Source organism: Mangrovactinospora gilvigrisea, assembly GCF_001879105.1.
Taxonomy (GTDB): Bacteria; Actinomycetota; Actinomycetes; order Streptomycetales; family Streptomycetaceae; genus Mangrovactinospora; species Mangrovactinospora gilvigrisea.
The window spans coordinates 1-18,843 of the sequence record NZ_MLCF01000017.1; the positions used below are offsets into that span (position 1 = coordinate 1).

General features: G+C 73.9%; 21 protein-coding genes. 10 read left to right on the forward strand and 11 right to left on the reverse strand.

Translation table 11 applies throughout. The annotated features are described in order from the left end of the window. Positions 1 to 3: 3 nt before the first annotated feature. Together BIV57_RS04825 and BIV57_RS04830 are read right to left on the reverse strand one after the other, a co-directional pair. Complete coding sequence (locus BIV57_RS04825; protein WP_079170008.1) at positions 4 to 642, reverse strand: hypothetical protein; 639 nt, start codon at positions 640 to 642, stop codon at positions 4 to 6. 75 nt (positions 643 to 717) lie between these two features. Next, positions 718 to 1,983, reverse strand: a complete 1,266-nt coding sequence (locus BIV57_RS04830; RefSeq protein WP_071655383.1) for an RNA-guided endonuclease InsQ/TnpB family protein — start codon at positions 1,981 to 1,983, stop codon at positions 718 to 720. A gap of 154 nt (positions 1,984 to 2,137) precedes the next feature. Here BIV57_RS04830 and BIV57_RS04835 point away from each other — a divergent pair, with 154 nt between their 5' ends. From BIV57_RS04835 to BIV57_RS04845, 3 genes are all read left to right on the forward strand, one after another. Continuing rightward, the gene (locus tag BIV57_RS04835) at positions 2,138 to 2,986 is read left to right on the forward strand and encodes a hypothetical protein (RefSeq protein WP_071655384.1); all 849 of its coding nucleotides are present in this window, start codon (positions 2,138 to 2,140) and stop codon (positions 2,984 to 2,986) included. Positions 2,987 to 3,001: 15 nt separating this feature from the next. After that, positions 3,002 to 4,192 carry an adenosine deaminase gene (locus BIV57_RS04840; RefSeq protein ID WP_071655385.1) on the forward strand — a complete coding sequence of 397 codons (1,191 nt, stop codon included), beginning with the start codon at positions 3,002 to 3,004 and terminating at the stop codon, positions 4,190 to 4,192. A 221-nt stretch (positions 4,193 to 4,413) separates the two neighbouring features. Continuing rightward, complete coding sequence (locus BIV57_RS04845) at positions 4,414 to 4,989, forward strand: hypothetical protein (RefSeq protein ID WP_071655386.1); 576 nt, start codon at positions 4,414 to 4,416, stop codon at positions 4,987 to 4,989. A 229-nt stretch (positions 4,990 to 5,218) separates the two neighbouring features. Here the strand turns inward: BIV57_RS04845 and BIV57_RS04850 are convergent, their stop codons facing one another. Further along, a complete protein-coding gene (locus tag BIV57_RS04850) occupies positions 5,219 to 5,437 on the reverse strand; it encodes a PspC domain-containing protein (RefSeq protein ID WP_071655387.1) in 219 nt (72 codons plus the stop codon). Positions 5,438 to 5,685: 248 nt separating this feature from the next. On the opposite strand from BIV57_RS04850, the gene BIV57_RS04855 reads away from it, so the two are divergent. Next, positions 5,686 to 6,264, forward strand: a complete 579-nt coding sequence (locus BIV57_RS04855; RefSeq protein WP_071655388.1) for an NADPH-dependent FMN reductase — start codon at positions 5,686 to 5,688, stop codon at positions 6,262 to 6,264. Between the two features lie 30 nt (positions 6,265 to 6,294). On the opposite strand, the gene BIV57_RS04860 is transcribed toward BIV57_RS04855, so the two are convergent. The 4 genes from BIV57_RS04860 to BIV57_RS04875 form a co-directional block, all read right to left on the reverse strand. Further along, positions 6,295 to 6,933, reverse strand: a complete 639-nt coding sequence (locus BIV57_RS04860; RefSeq protein WP_079170009.1) for a VanZ family protein — start codon at positions 6,931 to 6,933, stop codon at positions 6,295 to 6,297. Positions 6,934 to 7,112: 179 nt separating this feature from the next. Further along, positions 7,113 to 7,667, reverse strand: coding sequence for a hypothetical protein (locus tag BIV57_RS04865; protein WP_071655389.1), 555 nt, complete (start codon positions 7,665 to 7,667; stop codon positions 7,113 to 7,115). Then, a complete protein-coding gene (locus tag BIV57_RS04870; RefSeq protein ID WP_071655390.1) occupies positions 7,664 to 9,397 on the reverse strand; it encodes a sensor histidine kinase in 1,734 nt (577 codons plus the stop codon). The genes BIV57_RS04865 and BIV57_RS04870 overlap by 4 nt, the downstream gene beginning before the upstream one ends. Next, the gene (locus BIV57_RS04875) at positions 9,394 to 10,071 is read right to left on the reverse strand and encodes a response regulator transcription factor (protein ID WP_107409456.1); all 678 of its coding nucleotides are present in this window, start codon (positions 10,069 to 10,071) and stop codon (positions 9,394 to 9,396) included. The genes BIV57_RS04870 and BIV57_RS04875 overlap by 4 nt, the downstream gene beginning before the upstream one ends. Positions 10,072 to 10,336: 265 nt before the next feature. On the opposite strand from BIV57_RS04875, the gene BIV57_RS04880 reads away from it, so the two are divergent. The 5 genes from BIV57_RS04880 to BIV57_RS04900 all read left to right on the forward strand — a co-directional run bounded on the left by BIV57_RS04880 (position 10,337) and on the right by BIV57_RS04900 (position 14,375). Then, the gene (locus tag BIV57_RS04880) at positions 10,337 to 11,089 is read left to right on the forward strand and encodes a SigE family RNA polymerase sigma factor (RefSeq protein ID WP_245797430.1); all 753 of its coding nucleotides are present in this window, start codon (positions 10,337 to 10,339) and stop codon (positions 11,087 to 11,089) included. Between the two features lie 341 nt (positions 11,090 to 11,430). After that, the gene (locus BIV57_RS04885; protein ID WP_071655391.1) at positions 11,431 to 11,790 is read left to right on the forward strand and encodes a lipase chaperone; all 360 of its coding nucleotides are present in this window, start codon (positions 11,431 to 11,433) and stop codon (positions 11,788 to 11,790) included. A gap of 157 nt (positions 11,791 to 11,947) precedes the next feature. After that, complete coding sequence (locus tag BIV57_RS23930) at positions 11,948 to 12,667, forward strand: hypothetical protein (protein ID WP_071655392.1); 720 nt, start codon at positions 11,948 to 11,950, stop codon at positions 12,665 to 12,667. Next, positions 12,664 to 13,584 (forward strand): hypothetical protein, encoded by a 921-nt coding sequence (locus BIV57_RS24900; RefSeq protein WP_071655393.1) that lies wholly within the window; start codon positions 12,664 to 12,666, stop codon positions 13,582 to 13,584. Before BIV57_RS23930 ends, BIV57_RS24900 begins: the two co-directional genes overlap by 4 nt. Beyond that, positions 13,581 to 14,375, forward strand: a complete 795-nt coding sequence (locus BIV57_RS04900) for a hypothetical protein (protein ID WP_079170010.1) — start codon at positions 13,581 to 13,583, stop codon at positions 14,373 to 14,375. The genes BIV57_RS24900 and BIV57_RS04900 overlap by 4 nt, the downstream gene beginning before the upstream one ends. An 84-nt stretch (positions 14,376 to 14,459) precedes the next feature. Here BIV57_RS04900 and BIV57_RS04905 read toward each other — a convergent pair whose 3' ends face one another. The 3 genes from BIV57_RS04905 to deoC are packed head-to-tail and all read right to left on the reverse strand — an operon-like array spanning position 14,460 to position 17,748. After that, positions 14,460 to 15,278 carry an aldehyde dehydrogenase family protein gene (locus BIV57_RS04905; RefSeq protein ID WP_071655394.1) on the reverse strand — a complete coding sequence of 273 codons (819 nt, stop codon included), beginning with the start codon at positions 15,276 to 15,278 and terminating at the stop codon, positions 14,460 to 14,462. After that, complete coding sequence (locus BIV57_RS04910; RefSeq protein ID WP_079170011.1) at positions 15,271 to 16,761, reverse strand: aldehyde dehydrogenase family protein; 1,491 nt, start codon at positions 16,759 to 16,761, stop codon at positions 15,271 to 15,273. Before BIV57_RS04910 ends, BIV57_RS04905 begins: the two co-directional genes overlap by 8 nt. A gap of 24 nt (positions 16,762 to 16,785) precedes the next feature. After that, positions 16,786 to 17,748, reverse strand: coding sequence for a deoxyribose-phosphate aldolase (gene deoC, locus BIV57_RS04915; protein ID WP_071655395.1), 963 nt, complete (start codon positions 17,746 to 17,748; stop codon positions 16,786 to 16,788). A 78-nt stretch (positions 17,749 to 17,826) separates the two neighbouring features. On the opposite strand from deoC, the gene BIV57_RS04920 reads away from it, so the two are divergent. Further along, positions 17,827 to 18,522 carry a PH domain-containing protein gene (locus tag BIV57_RS04920; protein WP_071655396.1) on the forward strand — a complete coding sequence of 232 codons (696 nt, stop codon included), beginning with the start codon at positions 17,827 to 17,829 and terminating at the stop codon, positions 18,520 to 18,522. Positions 18,523 to 18,553: 31 nt separating this feature from the next. Here BIV57_RS04920 and BIV57_RS04925 read toward each other — a convergent pair whose 3' ends face one another. Next, a complete protein-coding gene (locus tag BIV57_RS04925; RefSeq protein WP_071655397.1) occupies positions 18,554 to 18,829 on the reverse strand; it encodes a hypothetical protein in 276 nt (91 codons plus the stop codon). Positions 18,830 to 18,843: the final 14 nt, after the last annotated feature.

The window sequence follows — 18,843 nt, forward strand, 5'->3', positions numbered from 1 at the left end:
CCGCTAGTGCCGTGAGGTGAAGCCGTCCTGGAGGGGCATGCGGAGGCCCGCCGTGCCGGGGATGGCCGCCGCGTCGGCCAGCGCGCGTGCGGGGGCCGCGTCGACCGCGACCGCCAGGGCCCAGTCGGTGACCAGCTCGCGCACATCCTCCGCCCGAGCGCGCAGCGGATTGCGGCCGCCGTGCACCTCGAACCGCACCACCTCGTCCGCCGCGTCCAGCGCCCGCACCGCGAAGCGGTACCCCAGCTCCGGGTCCGCCCACGGATCGCGCCCGCCGTCGACCATCAGCAGGCGGCGCCCCGCCAGTTGGTCGACCGTCTCGGCCTCCTCCCCGGACGGCCCCGCCGCGGGCAGCCGCAGCCCCACCAGACCGACGCCGCGCACCGCGGGATGCCCCGCCGCCCACAGCGCGGGACGCGCCGACGCGCCGGCGCCGATCAGCACCACCGGCACCCCGTCCGCGACGCCGCCCAGCGCGGCGCCCAGCGCCGCCGACACCGCCGCCGGCGCATCCGACGGCCCGACCTCGACCCTGCGCACCGCCGCCCCCGCGGCCCGCGCCGAGCGCGTCAGCCGTTCCTCCAGCGGACCCAGCGGCCAGGCCCGCCTTCGCCGCCGGCGGGGCACCAGCAGGAGCAGCACCGCCCGGACATCGGGCCCCGCCGCTCCGGACTCCCTTGTCCGGACCCTCTCCTGATGGACCATGAGCGAACTCAATCAGACCTGAGACGTACCCGACAGGGGAACGACACACGGCTTGGCATCCTCTCCTGCCCGAAGGCGGGGGAGTCCGACGGTTGCCCGTCGGGATTCCTGCTTCATCGACGACCGCCCGGTCCGGGAGGACTCCCTTTGAGGTCTTACGTCGCCTCCACAGGCAGACGCCGCCAGCCCGGCGGCCAGGATGTTGCGTGCGGCGTTCACGTCGCGGTCATGCACGGTGCCGCACCGGCATGTCCACTCCCGGGTGCTCAGCAGCAAGCTTTCTCGGACGATGCCGCAGGCTCCGCACAGTTTGGAGCTGGGGAAGCAACGGTCGATCACTACCAGTTCGCGCCCGTACCAAGCGCACTTGTACTCCAGCATGGAGCGCAGTTGCGCCCATGACGCATCGCTGATTGCTCGTGCAAGCGAGTGGTTCTTGATCAAGCTGCGGACGGCGAGATCCTCGATCACGACCGTTTGATTCTCGCGGACGAGTCGAGTTGACAGTTTGTGCAGGAAATCCTTGCGCCGATCCGAGATCCGGGCGTGGACTCTGGCGACACGGCGCCTGGCCTTCTCGCGGTTCGCCGAACCTTTTGCCCTCCGTGACAGTTGCCGCTGCGCCTTGGCAAGGCGACCGCGGTCACGGCGCTCGTACCGGGGGTTGCTGACCTTCTCTCCAGTGGAGAGGGCCACCAGCGAGGTGATGCCCGCATCAATGCCGACCGCGTCTGCCGTGACCGCTGCCGGGGCGACGCGGTCACTGCACAGCATGGAGACGAACCAGCGCCCGGCGCTGTCGCGGGAAACAGTAACCGTGGTGGGCTCCGTGTCGTCCGGCAAGGGACGCGACCAGCGAATATCCAAGGGAGCGGTCATCTTGGCAAGAGTCAGCCGCCCGCCGCGCCAGGTGAAGGCACTGCGGGTGTACTCGGCCGACGCGCGGGACTTCTTTCGGGACTTGTAGCGGGGGTACTTGGCCCGCTGGGCGAAGAAGTTGGTGAAGGCCGTCTGAAGATGGCGGAGCGCCTGCTGGAGTGGGACAGAGGACACGTCCCTGAGGAATGCCAGCTCCCCGGCCCTCTTCCACTCCGTCAGACTGGCGGACGATTGTACGTAGGTCATGCGGCGCTGCTCGCCGCGCCAGGCCCGTGTGCGTTCCTCAAGCGCCTTGTTGTAGACCAGGCGGACGCAGCCGAATGTGCGTGCCAGCTCGGCTTCCTGCTCGTCGGTGGGGTAGAAGCGGTACTTGAAGGCCCGCTTGACGTGCAGGGTCACATCTCACAATTTATCAGTTTCTGTGTGAGCGGAGGCTGTCAACCGGTGGACGGTGGACACCGTACTGCGCGACCCGCCCGGCGACCCTCCCCGTTTTCGCGGAGCCTGTGCCGCCCTCCCGGCCCGGGTGCCGGGTGCTCACGAAAGGCTTCGGATGAACACGAACATCGACGCCGGCTCCCCTGGGAGCCGCCCCCTCGCCGACTGGGGCCTGGGCGCCGTGCCGCTTCTCGAACCCCTGGCCTACCCCGGGCGCCCCGCGCCGGGACCCGCGGTCCTGCTGGGGGACGGCCTGACGGTCCTTCAGCGGTGGGACGGGGCCGCCGTCGACGGCCTCCTCGCCGAGGCCGGCGCGCCCCCGCTGGCCGCCCGCACGCCCGTCCTCGCCGTCGGCTCCAACGCCGCGCCCGCCCAGCTGCACCACAAGCTCGCCGCCCTCCCGCCGGCCGCCCGCGCGGTCCCGCTCTGCCCGGTGCGCGCCGACGGCCTCGGCGTCGGCGTCTCCGCGCACATCAGCCGCGCCGGCTACATCTCCGCCGCGCCGTTCGCCGCGCCCGGCGCCCGCGCCGCCCTCACAGCGACCTGGCTCGACCCCGAGCAGCTCGCCGCCGTCGACGCCACCGAGCTCACCTACCGCCGGCGGCCCGCCCGCGGCCCCGTCGCCCTCCCGGACGGGACCGCGCTGGACGGCGCCTTCCTCTATGTCCACCGCACCGGCGTGCTCGCCGCCGAGGGCGACGGCGACGTCCCGCTGCCGGCCGGCCCGCAGCCGGAGCTGCTCGCCGGCCTGCTGGCCCGCTCCGCCCGGCTGCGCGCCCTCTTCGACCACCCCGGCTCGCCCGCCGAGTTCTCCCGCCCGTCGCCCACCACCGCCCTTGCAGTGAAGCGCTCCGCGCTCGCCTTTGTTACTCGCGCCGCCGCCGACCCCCAGCTCCGGACGCTCGCCGCCGACCTCTTCCAGGAACTCGGCTGGGTGCTCCCGCAGCCGGATCTACACGCGTAGGCGTACCGTGGGGAGATGAGAATCACGGACGATCAGATCCGCCGAGCACCCAAGGTCCTGCTCCACGATCACCTCGACGGCGGCCTGCGGCCGTCGACGATCGTCGAGCTCGCCGCCGAGCAGGGCTACCGGGGCCTGCCGCCCGGCACCGCCGGCGATCCCGGGGCGCTCGGCGCCTGGTTCCGCGAGGCGGCCGACTCCGGCTCGCTGGAGCGGTACCTGGAGACCTTCGCGCACACCGTCGCGGTGATGCAGACCCGCGACGGGCTGGCGCGGGTGGCGTGCGACGCGGCGGAGGACCTCGCCGCCGACGGCGTCGTCTACGCCGAGGTGCGCTATGCCCCCGAGCAGCACCTGGAGCAGGGGCTGACGCTCGACGAGGTGGTCGGGGCCGTCAACGAGGGCTTCCGGGAGGGCGAGCGGCGGGCCCGCGCCGCCGGGAGCCGCATCCGGGTGGGCACCCTGCTCACCGCGATGCGGCACGCCGCCCGCTCGCTGGAGATCGCCGAGCTGGCCAACCGGCACCGGGACGACGGCGTGGTGGGCTTCGACATCGCGGGCGCCGAGGCGGGCCATCCGCCCACCCGGCACCTGGACGCCTTCGAGTACCTGAAGCGGGAGAACAACCACTTCACCATCCACGCCGGGGAGGCCTTCGGGCTGCCGTCGATCTGGCAGGCGCTGCAGTGGTGCGGCGCCGACCGGCTCGGCCACGGGGTGCGGATCATCGACGACATCAAGGTGACGGAGGGCCGCGAGGGCGGCGCGGCCGGCGAGGGCGCCGAGCTGGGACGGCTGGCCGCCTATGTGCGGGACAAGCGGATCCCGCTGGAGATGTGCCCGACGTCCAATCTGCAGACCGGGGCGGCCTCCTCCTACGCCGCGCACCCGATCGGGCTGCTGCGCCGGCTGCTGTTCCGGGTGACCGTCAACACCGACAACCGGCTGATGTCGGGGACGTCGATGAGCCGCGAATTCGCACATCTCGTCGACGCATTCGGATACGGGCTCGACGACATGCAATGGTTCACCGTCAATGCGATGAAGTCCGCCTTCATTCCTTTCGGTGAAAGGCTCGCGATGATCAATGACGTCATCAAGCCGGGGTATGCGGAACTGAAGTCGGAGTGGCTGTTTGCCGACACGGCGTCAGGATCCTCCCCGGACGGGGCCGGACACCGCGATGAACAGCAGGGAACCGCCTGATCCGGATGCTGCCCGGGACGGGGTGCGGACGCGCCCCGGACACTTCGGGGCCTCGCGCGCCCGCGCGAACGGGCCCTTCGGCGACGGGTGTCGGGCGCATGTCGGGGTGTTTGCCCGGCCCCGGGGGATGTGCCAACGTCATCCGGTATTCCCCGCCCCGAACCCCATGAGGAATCGGCGGCGGAGAATTCGTCCCAGTCATCCCGAACGCGAGGACCCACATGAAGACGGGAACCATCAAGCTCGCCGGCGCCGCCGCGCTCGGCGTCGCCTTCGCGGCGGCGGCAGCCGTCCCTGCGAACGCCGCCGTGGCCGACGGTCTGGTCCCGGGCCAGGGGCTTCCGAACCTGGCCTCGGACAACAGCGGACTGCCGAACGCCCAGAGCGCGGTGGGCGACACCGTGTCGACGCTCGGCAAGGCCGGCAGCCTGGTTCCGGCCGGCGGCCAGCAGCGCGCCCTCCCGATCCCGGCGGCCGGCCCCCTCGCCGGCCCGGTCTCCAGCCTCGGCAACCTCTCCGCCCCGGTGGAGAACGCCACCCACTCCCTCCCCGCCGGCGACGTCGTCGGTGCCGTGACCAGCGCCACCCACCAGCTGCAGGGCCTGCCGGTGAACGCGCCGCAGGCGCAGACCCGCGGCCTGGTGCCCGGCGGCGACTCCACCGGCCCGGTGACCGGCGCCGTCTCCAACGCGACCAAGGTGGTCGGCAAGGTGGCGCAGTCCGCGAGCGGCGCCGCCCAGCAGGGCGCGAGCCAGGCCGCCCCGGGCGGCCTCGGCGGGCTGCCGATCGGCGGCTGACACGCCGCACGGCGCCCCGGCGCCGCAGCCGCGGTGTCACCGCATCACCGCATCACCGGTATCACTCGCATCACACGCATCACACGCATCACACGCATCACCGCAGGACAGCACCGCCGCGCGAGGCCCGGACGACCGACCCGTCCGCCGGCCCCGCCGCGCGCAGCGCAAAGGGCCGCGCCCCCGGATCGCTCCGGGGGCGCGGCCCTTGCTCGTTCGTGCGGTCGGGTCAGAAGCCGACGCCGCCGCGGGCGGCGCGCGGGCTGCCCTCCTGCGGGATGAGCACCCACATCGCGAGGTAGATCACGAACTGCGGGCCGGGCAGCAGGCAGGACAGCACGGCGATGATGCGCATCGTGGTGGCGGAGATGCCGAAGCGCTGGGCAAGGCCCGCGCAGACGCCGGCGATCATCCGGCCTTCGGTGGGGCGGGTGAGCGGGGCGGCCATGGCGATTCTCGCTTTCTCCCCGGTACTGCCGGGGCGGTGGTCTGCGGTCTCCGGAAAGGCTCCGAAGTCGATGGCTCCATCCTCCGGCTCGGCGGGTCCCGAGGCGTCGACCTGCCGGGCGATCCGACCCGGACCTGCGGCTCGGGGGAGTTCCGGGGCGCGCGTCAGGGGTTGTCCCGGAGGCGGTGTAGCCTCCGTTTGTTGAGTTCTGAACAATCTGACGTTCCGTGAGAGGAAACGCTCCTTCGATGTCTCGTGTGCTGGCCATATCCGGCTCCATCCGCGCCAACTCCTTCAACACCCACGTCCTGCACAACCTGCAGTCCCTGGCCCCGGCCGGGATGCTGGTCGAGGTCTACAAGGGCATCGAGGAGCTCCCGCACTTCTCCGAGGACCTGGAGGCCAACCCGCCGGCCCAGGTGCTGCGGCTGCGCCAGGCGATCCAGGAGGCCGACGGACTCGTCATCTCCACCCCCGAGTACAACCGGCACATCCCCGGGGTGCTGAAGAACGCCCTCGACTGGGCCTCCCGCCCCTACGCCCAGGGCGTGCTCACCGGCAAGAACGTGGTGGTGCTCTCGGCCTTTCCGAGCAACGCGGGCGGCCTCACCGCCAACCTGCAGCTGCGGAACCTGCTGAGCGTGGTCAACGCCTACGTGGTCGGCGGCCCGATCGTCTCCATCCCCGAGGTGCACTCGGCGCTGGCCGTGCAGGCGGACTCGCCCGCGGTGCTCGCCAACGAGGCCACCCGCGGCATGATCGCCAAGAACCTGGACTCGCTGGAGCGGGCCGTCCAGGACAACACCGGCGCCAAGCACGCCGCCTGACGGAGGCTCACGCCCCGGCGGGGGCGGAGGCTACTTGTGCGGCCGGGCCGTTGCGGTCGGCCGCGCGGTGAACGGGGACGGTGCCGCGGTCGGCTGCGGCGCCGTCCCCGTTCGCGTGCCCGCGGCGGGGGTCCGCACGCCGCGGCCGTCCGAGGGGGCCGTGCCCTCGGCTGCCGCCCGCCGGCGCATCCGGCGGCGTGCCGCCGGCACCACGGCCAGGTGCAGCAGTGCGGAGCCGACGGTGCCCAGCAGCACGTCGTCGACGTTGAACATCCGCCCCGGCACGGACGACTGGGCCATCGCCAGCACCGCGGCGACCAGCGCGGTCGCCGCGGTGCTGCGCAGGAAGGACCCGACGGCGGAGGACTCCAGCCGCGCCGAGAGCATCGGCAGCAGCACGCCGAGCGGCGCCAGCAGCGCCAGCTCCCCGCCGATCGCCTTGAAGGCCGGCCACGGCCCCTCGGCCAGATTGCGGCGGACGGAGGCGAACGGGGTCAGGTTGGCGTCGTAGACCCAGGGCACCGGGCGGGGCCGCAGCGCGATCCAGGCGACCAGCGCCAGATAGGCGATGAGCAGCGCGAATCCGAGAACGCGAACGGCGGGCGCGTCGACGTGGACGCGCGGGCGCGGGTTCGTCCCCCCGGGTGCTCCGGAGCCTCCTGATTGCACGCCCCGGAAGACGTGCCGCGGCTCGCCGATGGTTCCCGGGGGCGGGCGTTGTCACACCGATGGGTGGGTCCGGTGACGAAACAGTGACGTACCGGGCCGAGCCGGACGCCCCCGCGGCGCCCCCGAAAGCCCCCCGAGGCGCCCCCGGAGCGGCCTCGGACCGCCTCGGGGGCGGCGGTTCAGCCGGCGCCCGCGCCGTGCTCCGCGAGGCGGGTCGCCTGGGCGCAGTCCTCCTCGTGGACGGCGCCGTCCGGCCCGCCGAGGGGGATGCCGCCGGTGCCGCGGTGCAGGTTGGTGGCGAAGGTGCAGACCAGCTGGGCGCGGGCCCAGCCGGACAGCCGCGCCGGGTCGGTGCTCAGCCGGATCGCGCCGGCCGGGTCGCCGTCCTTCGCGTCCGCGGTGGACAGGCCCTGCGGGACGGCGGTGGTGTAGGGCAGCGCCTCCTGCCGCAGCAGGTACAGCAGCGAGGCGGCGGTCGGCGGGGTGTCGGTGAGCCGGGCCACGGTCGCCAGCCGGTCCCCGCACACCAGGTAGAGCACCGAGGCGGACTCGGTGGCCGCGGCCGCCTCGGCGGTCGGCCGGGACGCCGAGGGGCAGTCCGCGCGCCCGGCGGGCGCGCCGGCGTCCACCGGGTAGGCGGTGGGCCGTATCCCGCAGCCCGCGAGCGCGGCGAGCACGCCCAGCACGCCCAGTGCCCCGGCGGTGCGCCGGTTGCGGGTGGAGCGTCCCCTCATTGGGGGGCCTCCTCGGGGGTGGTGCTGCCCGGCTCGGGCCCGTCGGCCGGCGCGGCGACCGGGCGGAGCGGAAGGGTGAGGGTGAAGACGGCGCCCTCGCCGTCGGCGGCGGAGTTGGTGGCGCTCAGCTCGCCGCCGTGGATGCGGGCGTTCTCCAGGGCGATGGAGAGGCCCAGGCCGCTGCCGCCCAGGCCGGCGCTGCGCACCCGGCCGCTGTCGGCCTTGTAGAAGCGGTCGAAGACGTGCGGCAGCACCGCGTCGGGGATGCCGGGGCCGCTGTCCGCCACCTCGATGATGAGCAGCTCGGTGCCGGCCGGGTACTCCGCGGTGTTGGTGGAGACCACGGTGAGCGGGCCGGGGCGCTCCAGCCGGGCGCGCTCCCCGGAGTGCGCGGCCCGCGCGGCCGTCTCGCGGCGCACCGCGACCCGCACCGGCGAGCCGCCGTGCTTGAGCGCGTTGCCGATCAGGTTGGCGAGGATGACGTCGAGGCGGCGCGGGTCGAGCCGGGCCTCGATGCCGCGGGCGGCGTGCAGTTGGACGGCGTCCAGCCAGGCGCGGGTGTCGATGCAGGACGTCACCTGGTCGGCGACGTCCACGTCGTCCAGCACCAGGCGGGCGGTGCCCGCGTCCAGCCGGGTCACCTCCATGAGGTTCTCGACCAGGTCGTTGAGGCGGCGCGTCTCGCTGACGACCAGCTCCACCGCCTGCCCGAGGCCCGGCTCCAGCGCCTGCACCTCGTCCTCCAGCAGCTCCGTGACCGCGGTGATGGCGGTCAGGGGGGTGCGCAGCTCGTGGGACATGTCGGCGACGAAGCGGCGGGAGGACTCCTCGCGGTCCTTCAGCTCCTGCACCCGGCCCTGCAGCGACTCGGCGGTGACGTTGAACGTGCGGGCCAGGTCGGCGAGTTCGTCGGTGCCGCGCACCGGCAGCCGGGCGTCGAACTCGCCGCGGCCCAGCCGGCGGGCCGCGTCGCCGAGGCGCTGCATGGGGCGCAGCACCATCGTCGAGGAGGCCTGGGCGAGCAGGGCGGCGGCGATCAGCGCCAGGGTGGTGGCGATGCCCAGCGACCAAGCGAGGGAGGAGAGGTCCTCGCTCTCCGCGCGCAGAGACTTGAAGGCGTAGCCGGTCACCGAGGAGGACTCCACCCGGGTGCCGACCACCAGGTAGGGGGCGCCGCCGACGGTGATGCGCTGCCAGTACATGTGGTACGCCCAGGCGTTGGCGGCGTCCACGGAGCGCTTGTGGCCGACGGCGTCGATGAGCCCGGCCGGCACGTCGGGGTAGGTGAAGCCGGTGGTCCGGGAGCCGTCCGGGGAGGCGCCGGCCGAGGACCCGCTGCCGGAGGCGCCGTCGGAGGCGTCCGCGGCGGGCGTGGAGCAGGAGGGGGTGTGCAGCACCACCTGGTAGCCGAGGGCGGTGCCGGCGTTGATCTGCTTGGCGGCCCAGCCCAGTTGGCTGCAGTCGGGGTTCGCCGGCATGGCGCCGACGTTCTCCTTGAGGCTCTTGCGGAAGTCGTCCACCACCGACTGCTCGGTCCGCTTCAGCAGCGCGTCGCGGTTGAGCCAGTAGGCGATGCCGCTCGCGGAGCACGCGGCGACCAGCGCGACCAGCCCGAAGACCGCGATCAGGCGCACCCGCAGGCTGCCCAGGCGGACGCGGCGCAGCGCGCGGCGCAGCCGTCCGGGAGCGGACGGGGCCTCGGACGGCCCGGGTGGTGGCGCAGCGGTCATGCCGGCGGATCCAGGCGGTAGCCGACGCCGCGCACCGTGCGGATCAGCTGGGGCGAGGAGGGGATGTCCTCCACCTTGGCGCGCAGCCGCTGCACGCACGCGTCCACCAGCCGGGAGTCGCCGAGGTAGTCGTGCTCCCAGACCAGCTGCAGCAGCTGCTGGCGGGAGAGGGCCTGGCCGGGGCGGCGCGACAGCTCCAGGAGCAGCCGCAGCTCGGTGGGCGTGAGCTGGAGCTCCTCGCCGTTCTTGGTGACGGTCATGGCGGCGCGGTCGATGGTGACGGAGCCGTAGGCGGTGGAGTCGCTGGCGTCGCGCTCGCCGCGGCGCAGCACGGCGCGGATGCGGGCGTCGAGGACACGGGGCTGCACCGGTTTGACGATGTAGTCGTCCGCGCCGGACTCCAGCCCGACGACCACATCGATGTCGTCGTTGCGCGCGGTGAGCAGGATGATCGGCAGCTGGTCGGTGCGACGTATGCGGCGGCACACCTCGAAGCCGTCGATCCCGGGCAGCATCACGTCCAGGACGATCAGATCCGGTCGCTCGTCGTGCAGGCGCGCCAATCCGTCCTCGCCGCTCGCCGCCGCGGTGACCTTGTGGCCCTGGCGGGTGAGCGCGAGTTCGAGACCGGTCCGGATGGCGTCGTCATCCTCGATGAGCAGAAGGTTGGACACGGCGACATTCTGGCCCACCGGGGGGCGCGAGTTCGAGTCCACCGGCGCTACTCGCGTCGCTTATATAGGGCCAACTACCGCAAAGTTGGGCATTTCTTGGTGGCGCGGCTCACGGCGGAGGCGCATGCGCCGACCTGCGACCCCGCATCCTGTTGCACGCCTGTGACAGTCGCCGGACACCGTCATGACCGAGCGCGGGCAAGGTATTCACCACGACGGCAGCACCAGGCGGCCGCCGGCCACCGACGGAATTGGGGAGGCGCACATGACCACGGCGCTGATGGCCAAGGGGGACACTCCGGCCGCACCGGCACGGCACCATGCGCGTCCCGCGCGCCGTACCCCGGTGCGCCGTGGCCCGCTGGCCGCCGTCCCCACGACGACGACGGGCCCGGTCGCGGTTCCCGCGGCGGCCACCCGCCTCGCCGACCGGCGCATCCCCGAGCAGCGCACCGGCGCCGCCGAGGAGCGCGAGCAGGACCGGCGCGAGACCGAGCGCGCCGCGGAGGCGGACTTCACCGCCTACGTCCGCGAGCGCCGCGCCTCCCTCTACGCGACCGCCTACCACCTGACCGGCGACCGCTACGAGGCCGAGGACCTGCTGCAGAGCGCGCTGTTCTCCACCTACCGCGCGTGGGGCCGGATCGCCGACAAGCAGGCCGTCGGCGGCTACCTGCGCCGCACCATGACCAACCTGCACATCTCGGCCTGGCGCCGGCGCCGCGTCAGCGAGTACCCGACCGAGGAGATGCCCGAGGTCGTCGGCGACACCGACGCCATGCGCGGCACGGAACTGCGGACGGTGCTCTGGAAGGCGCTCTCCAAGCTTCCGGAGAACCAGCGGACGATGCTGGTGCTCCGCTACTACGACGGCCGGACGGACCCCGAGATCGCCGATGTGCTCGGCATCAGCGTGGGCACCGTCAAGTCCAGCATCTGGCGCGCGCTGCGCCGGCTGCGCGACGACGACCAGCTGAACTTCGGCGAGGACCACGCCTTCGGCGAGCTGGTCGCCTGAGAAAGCGCCTTGGCGGTCAGGGAGGAGCGCCGAGGAAATCGGGGGAGCACGGGGGAGCGGGGGGAACCGGTCGGGGTCCTGACGGGGGATCACGGGGGAAACGGGGCAGGCCCCGGCCGGAGCACACCGACCAGGGAGGGGAACGAGGGGGGAACCGGGGGATCCGGGGGGCGTCGGGGGACTCCCCCGGAGAGACCGGGAAGCGGGGCGGATGCCGAGGGGGCGCCGCCCCGCTTTCCCTTGCCCTCCTTGGCCGCTCCGGCGTTCGGCCTCACTCGTCCGGGGGATCGCCCCGCACGGCGCCGCCGCGCCGGCCCGCCGCACCGCTAGCGTCCGTTGTCATGCGACTCCGCACCCACCGCACCGGATCAGCCGCCCTCGTCGTCGCCGGCGCCGCCGCGCTCGTCGCCGGAGCCGCCGCCTCCGCGCAGGCCGCCCCCCGCCCGGCCGTCCCGCCGCACACCGCGCCGGAGCAGCAGGGCTCGGGCTCCTCGCAGGCGCTCTCCGGCCTCACCTCGGCCACCTCGGGCCTCGCCCAGGGGCTGCAGGGCATCGGCGCCGTCAAGCTCAACCCGCTCAACGGCACCGGCACCGACCCGCTCACCAACGGCGTCGGCACCAAGGTCGCCGACTTCCGCCCGGTCTCCACCACGGACCTCACCGCGCCGCTCTCCGCGCTGAAGCTCGGCGACCTGATGTAGCGGAGCGCACGGCACTAGCACAGCGTCAACTCCACGCGCAAATACCGCCCGTAGCCCCGCAAACACCGCGGGTTTCCGGAGTCGTACAACCATTCGGCTGCCGCGTCGGTCTCGGATCCCATCTTCCTCACCCGAAACCCGAGACCGACGAGGAGTCATGCACCCGAGTCCCGGGGCCCCCGACCCCGAACCCCTCGTACCCCGGCGCCGCCGCGTCCCCACCGGCGCACTGGTCGGAGCCGCCGTGCTCCTCGGCCTGCTCGGCGGGCTCGTCGGCGGCTACACCGTCCAGTTCGGACGCAGGCCGTCACCGCTGCCGCCGCTCGCCGGGGACCGCGCGGCGTACCACTACAGCCGCACCGCCACCTCGGCCGCCGACGCCCAGCGCCTGCCGTCCGACGGCGACCTGCGCACCCTGCTGCTGCCGCTGCCGCCCGGCGCCACCAAGGCGGACGACGGCGTGGACGGGTTCCTCACCCCGGCGCAGTTCGCATCGCACTTCAGAAGGCCCGGCGCGGTCATGACCGGCCTCGCCCAGGACGAGTACCGCCGCGGGGCGACCGTCACCTGGCGGGACGACGCGCATGTCGTCGAGATCGAACTGGTCCAGTACCGCGACCTCGACGCGGCCGAGGCGCACGACGAGGCGAAGAGCTTCCAGGCCGGCGAGCGCAACAGCGCGCTCGTCACCGACGGGTCCGTCCCGCTCCCCGGCACCGCCACCGGCGCCGTGTTCTTCGTCGGCGCGGACCACCGCCAGGCGAACGTGCTGGCCCGCCGCGGCGACATCGTGATGGACATGTGGATCGCCTCCGGCGAGACGCTGAGCGAGTCGTACGTCCTCGCCCTGGGCGAGAAGCAGTGGAGGCGGCTGTGAGCGACCCGCGCCCCAACCCGTACCGCGACAACCCCGGCCCGGCGCAGCCCGGTTACGGCTATCCGCAGCCGCAGGCCCCCGCCGGTTACGGCTATCCGCAGCCGCAGGCCCCCGCCGGCTACGGCTATCCGCATCCCCAGGCGCCGGCGGGCTACGGCTACCCGCAGCCCTACGCCGCGCCGCCGCCACCCCCGCCCCCGCCCCCGTCGGCGCCGGCTCCGCCGCGCTCCCGGCGCGGCGCCGTGCTCACCGGCGTCCTGGCGCTCGTCCTGGTCGCCGGCGTGCTCGGCGGCGGCGGTTACGCGCTCACCAAGGCGAAGACCCACGCCCCGACCGTCGTCTACCGGGCGTCGCCGCGCCACGACCACGAGCCGTCCGCCCCGCCCGCCCGCCGCACCGGGCTCGCCGCCCAACTGGTGCCGATCCCGGCCGGGTTCGCACCGGGGCCCGACGTCGGCAGCTACGGCAACGACGTCGCCCTCACCGGCGGCGCCGCCCAGAACCTCGCCGGAGACCAGTCGATCACCGGCGGGCTCGCCGCGTCGGCGAGCATCGGCGTCACCGGCGAGGCCGTCCGCACCTTCACGGATCCGTCCGGCGCCTTCTACGAGGTGCGGGTCGCCACCAGCAAGCGGCAGGACGTCGTGGCCCGGCTCGGCGGGCTGATGCGGACCCTGACGGCCTACGGCCAGCTGTCGATGCGCGCCGGCCCCAAGGTCCCCGGGCACGCCAACGCCTCCTGCCTGCTGCCCACCCGCCCGGAGAAGGGCCTGACGGAGATGGACTGCATCGGGGGACGCGGCAACCTCATCGCCGAGCTGACGGTGACCGCGCCGGCCGACGAGAGCCTCACCCCGGCCGTCGGCGTCTTCCGCGACCAGCTGGACCGGCTCGCACCGCAGGGGAGCAGCACATGACGACCCAACTGCCCGTCTACGGCCCGCGGCAGGCCGCCCCGCGGCCCAAGCGCGGCGCGCCCAACGCGGTGCGGTGGACGCTCGCCGTGCTGCTCTGCCTGGCGATCGGCGGCGGCACCGGCTACGGGATCACCACGCTGCAGCGCGGCAGGCTCCCCGGACTGCACACCGCCTCCGACGGACGATGGGCGTTCCCCAGGACGGCGCCGCCCGCGCTGCAGCCGGGGGAGCCGCTCCCCGGCGACCGGCGGGCCAACCCGGCGGGCCGTCACTTCGCCGCCCTCGGCGGCCTGCTGGTGCCGCTGCCCCGGGGTGCCGTCCGGGAGGCGACGGCCAGGGGCGGCGCCGTCCCGACCCTGCTCGCGCTCTACCAGCCGGGCGGCCGCACGAAGATGTCGGCCGCGATCTCCGAGGAGCGGCTGCGCTCGTCGGCCGCCGAGGCCTGGTCGATGCCGGACGGCACCCACACGGTGGTGGTGCTGCTCCAGGCGAAGACCGGCGCGGAGGCGGAGTCGCTGCTCACCGAGCACCTCGACGTCCGCAGCATGGACACGCCGACGCTGGCGAAGGCGGCGGAGGTGCGCAGCGACGACGACGAGCAGACGATCGCGCCGCACAGCGCCAAGGCGATCGCCTACGCCGAGGCGGAGCCGTACGGCGACGAGCAGGTGCGCATCGCCTACAGCGTGATGGGCGACACCGTCGCCGTCGTCGCCCAGTGGCACCGCGCGTACACGCCGCCGCTCCCCTTCCACCAGACGGCCGTCCTGCAGAACCGGCTGCTCGCCTGATGCCGACCGCCCCGGCATCCTCGGACGGCGAAGCCGTCCGGGCGGGTGCCGGGGCGAAGGGGCGGCACCGGGGCAGCCGCGCGGCTACCAACTCGCCGGGTGCCACACCGTCTTCAGCTCGGTGAACGCCAGCAGCCGCGCCGTCCCCGGGTCGGCGCCCCACGCCTCCGCCGGATCCCCCCGCCACACCCGCTTCAGCGTCCCCGCCGCCAGCCCCTCCAGCTCGGCCACCGCCTCCGGCGCCGCGCCCGTCAGGTCCACCCCGTCCACATCCGCGTGCGCGGCCAGCACCGGCGCCAACTGCGCCACCGGCCCCGACACCACGTTGACCACGCCCGCCGGCACGTCCGAGACGCCCAGCACCTCGCCGAGCTCCAGCGCCCCCAGCGGAGCGCCCTCCGCCGGGACGACCACCGCCGCGTTGCCGGCGGCCAGCACCGGCGCCAGCACGGACACCAGCCCCAGCAGCCCGCCGCGCGGCGGCGCCAGCACGCCCACCACCCCGCACGGCTCCGGGCGCGAGACGTTCCAGTACGGCCCGGCCACCGGGTTCATCGACCCCGCGACCTGGGCCAGCTTGTCCGTCCACCCGGCGTACCAGACCAGCCGGTCCACCGCCGCGGCGACGTCCTCCCCGCCCAGCGTGCCCCGCGTCTCCAGCATCTCCGCGACCCGGTAGAGCACCTGGCCGCGGTTGTAGGCGGTCGCCGCCGCCCACCCGCCGAAGCCCTTGCGCGCCGCGGCCACCGCGTCCCGGACGTCCTTGCGCGTGCCGAGCGGCGCGTTCCCCAGCCACTCCCCGCTCTCCGCCGCCACCTCGTACACCCGTCCGCCCTCCGAGCGCGGGAACTTCCCGCCCACGAACAGCTTGTAGGTCTTCAGCACTGCCAGCCGGTCAGACACTCAGATACTCCTTCAGCCCCTGCCGGCCGCCCTCGCGCCCGTACCCCGACTCCTTGAACCCGCCGAACGGCGACGCCGCGTCGAAGCGGTTGAAGGTGTTGGCCCACACCACGCCCGCCCGCAGCCGTCCCGAGACGTCCAGCGCCCGCGCCCCGTCGGACGTCCACACCCCCGCCGAGAGCCCGTAGGGGGTGTTGTTCGCCTTCTGCACCGCCTCGTCCGGCGTGCGGAACGTCTGCACCGCCAGCACCGGCCCGAAGACCTCCTCGCGGACGATCCGCGCCGACTGGCCGACCCCGGTGAACAGGGTCGGCGCGAACCAGTAGCCCTGCCGCGGCAGTTCGCAGCCGGCGTCCGTCCAGCGCTCCGCGCCCTCCGCCTCGCCGGCCGCCGCCAGCTCCTCGATCCGGGCCAGCTGGGCCGCCGAGTTGACGGCCCCCACATCGGTGTTCTTGTCCAGCGGATCGCCGACCCGCAGCGTCGCCATCCGCCGCCGCAGCGCCGTCAGCACCTCCTCCTCCACCGACTCCTGCACCAGCAGCCGCGATCCCGCGCAGCACACCTGGCCCTGGTTGAAGAAGATCCCGTCGACGATGCCCTCGATCGCCTGGTCCAGCGGGGCGTCGTCGAAGACGATGTTGGCGCCCTTGCCGCCCAGCTCCAGCGAGAGCCGCCGGCCGGTGCCGGCGAGCGTCCGGGCGATCTCCCGGCCCACCTCGGTGGAGCCGGTGAACGCCACCTTGTCCAGGTCGGGGTGGCCGGCCAGCGCCGCGCCCGTCCCGCCGTCGCCCGTCACGATGTTGACGACCCCCCGGGGCAGCCCCGCCTGCCGGCACACCTCGGCGAACCGCAGCGCGGTGAGCGGGGTCGTCTCGGCCGGCTTGAGCACCACGGTGTTGCCGCAGGCCAGCGCGGGCGCCACCTTCCAGGCGAGCATCATCAGCGGGAAGTTCCACGGGATGATCTGCCCGCACACCCCCACCGGACGCGGGTCCGGGCCGCTGCGGTCTGATTGCGGGCTCCGCCCTGGGCAGGCGTACGCCAGCTTGTCCGCCCAGCCCGCGTGGTAGAAGAAGTGCTGCGCCACCAGCGGGAGGTCGACGTCCCGCGACTCGCGGATCGGCTTGCCGTTGTCGAGCGTCTCCAGCACCGCCAGCTCGCGGGAGCGCTCCTGGAGGATGCGGGCGATCCGGAAGAGGTACTTGGCCCGCTCCGCGCCCGGCAGGGCCGCCCAGGACGGCAGCGCGGCGCGCGCGGCGCGCACCGCCCGGTCCACGTCCGCCTCGCCGCCCAGCGCCACCTCGGCGAGTTGCTCCTCGGTGGCCGGGTTCAGCGTGCCGAAGACCCGGCCGTCGGCGGCCGGGGCGAACTCCCCGTCCACGAACATCCCCTGGGACGCCGCGATCTCCCCGGCCGCGGCCGGGTTCTCCGGCGCCGGGGCGTACTCGAACAGCTTGCCCATGCCTGCGTCCATGCCGTCCATGCCGCTCCTGCCGTCCCTGCCCACTCAGTCCACCGTCACGTAGTCGGGGCCCGAGTAGGCGCCCGTGGCCATCTTCTGCCGCTGCATCAGCAGGTCGTTGAGCAACGACGAGGCGCCGAAGCGGAACCACTCCGGGCTCAGCCAGTCGTCCCCGGCGGTCTCGTTGACGAGGACGAGGTACTTCAGCGCGTCCTTGGCGGTGCGGATGCCGCCCGCCGGCTTCACCCCGACCTGGCGGCCCGTCGCCTCCCGGAAGTCCCGTACCGCCTGCAGCATCAGCAGGGTGACGGGCGGGGTGGCGTTGACGCCGGTCTTGCCGGTGGAGGTCTTGATGAAGTCCGCCCCGGCGAGCATCGCCAGCCAGGAGGCGCGGCGCACCGCGTCGTAGGTGAGGAGCTCGCCGGTCTCCAGGATCACCTTCAGATGGGCCTGCGGGGCGACGGCCTCCCGCACCCGCCGGATCTGCTCGAAGACCTCCAGGTAGCGGCCGGCGAGGAAGGCGCCCCGGTCGATCACCATGTCCACCTCGTCGGCGCCGGCGGCGACCGCCGCGCGGGCGTCGGCGAGCCGCACGTCCAGGTCGGCGCGGCCGGAGGGGAAGGCGGTGGCGACGGCCGCGACCTTCACGCCCGTGCCGGCCAGCGCCCGTTTGGCGGTGGCCGCCAGGTCGGGGTAGACGCAGACCGCCGCCGGACGGGGGCACTGCGGGTCGGACGGGTCGGGCAGCCGCGCCTTGCCGCAGAGCGACCGCACCTTCCCGGGGGTGTCGGCGCCCTCCAGGGTGGTGAGGTCGATCATCGACACGGCGAGGTCGAGGGCGAAGGCCTTCGCCGTGGTCTTGATCGAACGGGTGCCGAGGGCGGCGGCGCGGGCGGCCAGCCCGACCGCGTCCACGCCCGGCAGGCCGTGCAGGAAACGGCGCAGCTCGGCGTCGGTGGCGAAGGGCTCGCGGGGGACCGCGCGCGGGTTTGTCCCGGATCTGCTCACGCAATCACCGTATCTACTCGCGTAGTACGAGACCAGGGTCGCTGTGCTTGTGTTCGGACGTCGTGCAGAATCGGCCTCATGACCTCGTCCTCCTCTACCGGGTCGACCGGACGTACGGACCGGGACGGCACCCCGTCGCGGCCCGCGTACGCCGACCGCGTCTACCGCTCCGTGCCCGCGTTCGTGTGCGGCGTCGCCCTGCTGCTGCTGGCCGCGGTGATGCTGGTGGACGCGCTCTTCAACAGCGAGCTGCATCTGTGGCTGACGGTGCTGGCCGGGGTGGTGACGGCCGCGCCGCTGATCGTGGCGTTCACCATGCGCCCGGTGGTCCGGGCGGGCGGCGAGGGGCTGCTGGTGCGGAACCCGTTCCGGACCATCGAGCTGCCGTGGCGGGCCGTCTCGGACTTCGCGGCGGGCTACTCGTCCGAGGTGCGGACGGTGGACGGCAAGAAGTACCAGCTGTGGTCGATCCCCGTCTCGATGCGGGCCCGGCGGCGGGCGTCGTCGCGGCAGCGCAAGGCGGCGATGTCCGACCTGTCGGGCCGGACGCCGGTGGACCGGCCCTCCCGCGATCCCCTGGCGGGGCAGCCGGGGCACGACCCGAACCGGTCGTGGGCCGACAACGCGCTGGACGAGCTGCGCTCGCTGCGGGAGCGCGCGCTCGGCGGCGAGGCGGAGCCGTCGGCCGACGGCAAGCGGGTGCGGTGGTCCTGGCCGATCTACGTCCCCTTCGCGGTGGGCGCCGTCGCCCTCGTCGTCCTCAACATCGTCTGAGCGTCGCGGACGCGCGGCGGCGACGCCGTGCTCACTCGTCGACGAGGAAGGTCTCGTCGATGATCCGGAGCACCACGACGATGAGCACGCCCTCGTGGGCGGCGTAGGTGATCAGGAGGCCGGGCGCCACGTTCGCCAGGCGCAGCCGGGTGTCGTCGCCGCCGAGCCGGTACGGCTGCGTGGCACGGTCGTTGAGGGGGTCCTTGGCGAGCCGGGCCAGGCCCTTGTCGAGCAGTTCGCGCCGCTCGGGCGGCATCTTCTCGCGCTCGGACGCGGTCTCGGTGGTGAACACCACGCGCCAGCTCATGTGATGCCTCCGGG

What these genes read in the sequence shown, in the direction of transcription:
- BIV57_RS04835 (WP_071655384.1), top strand. Translation starts at nt 2,138, where the DNA reads ATGAACACGAACATCGACGCCGGCTCCCCTGGGAGCCGCCCCCTCGCC.
- BIV57_RS04840 (WP_071655385.1), top strand. Translation starts at nt 3,002, where the DNA reads ATGAGAATCACGGACGATCAGATCCGCCGAGCACCCAAGGTCCTGCTC.
- BIV57_RS04845 (WP_071655386.1), top strand. Translation starts at nt 4,414, where the DNA reads ATGAAGACGGGAACCATCAAGCTCGCCGGCGCCGCCGCGCTCGGCGTC.
- BIV57_RS04850 (WP_071655387.1), bottom strand. Translation starts at nt 5,437, where the DNA reads ATGGCCGCCCCGCTCACCCGCCCCACCGAAGGCCGGATGATCGCCGGC.
- BIV57_RS04855 (WP_071655388.1), top strand. Translation starts at nt 5,686, where the DNA reads ATGTCTCGTGTGCTGGCCATATCCGGCTCCATCCGCGCCAACTCCTTC.
- BIV57_RS04865 (WP_071655389.1), bottom strand. Translation starts at nt 7,667, where the DNA reads ATGAGGGGACGCTCCACCCGCAACCGGCGCACCGCCGGGGCACTGGGC.
- BIV57_RS04870 (WP_071655390.1), bottom strand. Translation starts at nt 9,397, where the DNA reads ATGACCGCTGCGCCACCACCCGGGCCGTCCGAGGCCCCGTCCGCTCCC.
- BIV57_RS04880 (WP_245797430.1), top strand. Translation starts at nt 10,337, where the DNA reads ATGACCACGGCGCTGATGGCCAAGGGGGACACTCCGGCCGCACCGGCA.
- BIV57_RS04885 (WP_071655391.1), top strand. Translation starts at nt 11,431, where the DNA reads ATGCGACTCCGCACCCACCGCACCGGATCAGCCGCCCTCGTCGTCGCC.
- BIV57_RS23930 (WP_071655392.1), top strand. Translation starts at nt 11,948, where the DNA reads ATGCACCCGAGTCCCGGGGCCCCCGACCCCGAACCCCTCGTACCCCGG.
- BIV57_RS04900 (WP_079170010.1), top strand. Translation starts at nt 13,581, where the DNA reads ATGACGACCCAACTGCCCGTCTACGGCCCGCGGCAGGCCGCCCCGCGG.
- BIV57_RS04910 (WP_079170011.1), bottom strand. Translation starts at nt 16,761, where the DNA reads ATGGACGGCATGGACGCAGGCATGGGCAAGCTGTTCGAGTACGCCCCG.
- BIV57_RS04920 (WP_071655396.1), top strand. Translation starts at nt 17,827, where the DNA reads ATGACCTCGTCCTCCTCTACCGGGTCGACCGGACGTACGGACCGGGAC.
- BIV57_RS04925 (WP_071655397.1), bottom strand. Translation starts at nt 18,829, where the DNA reads ATGAGCTGGCGCGTGGTGTTCACCACCGAGACCGCGTCCGAGCGCGAG.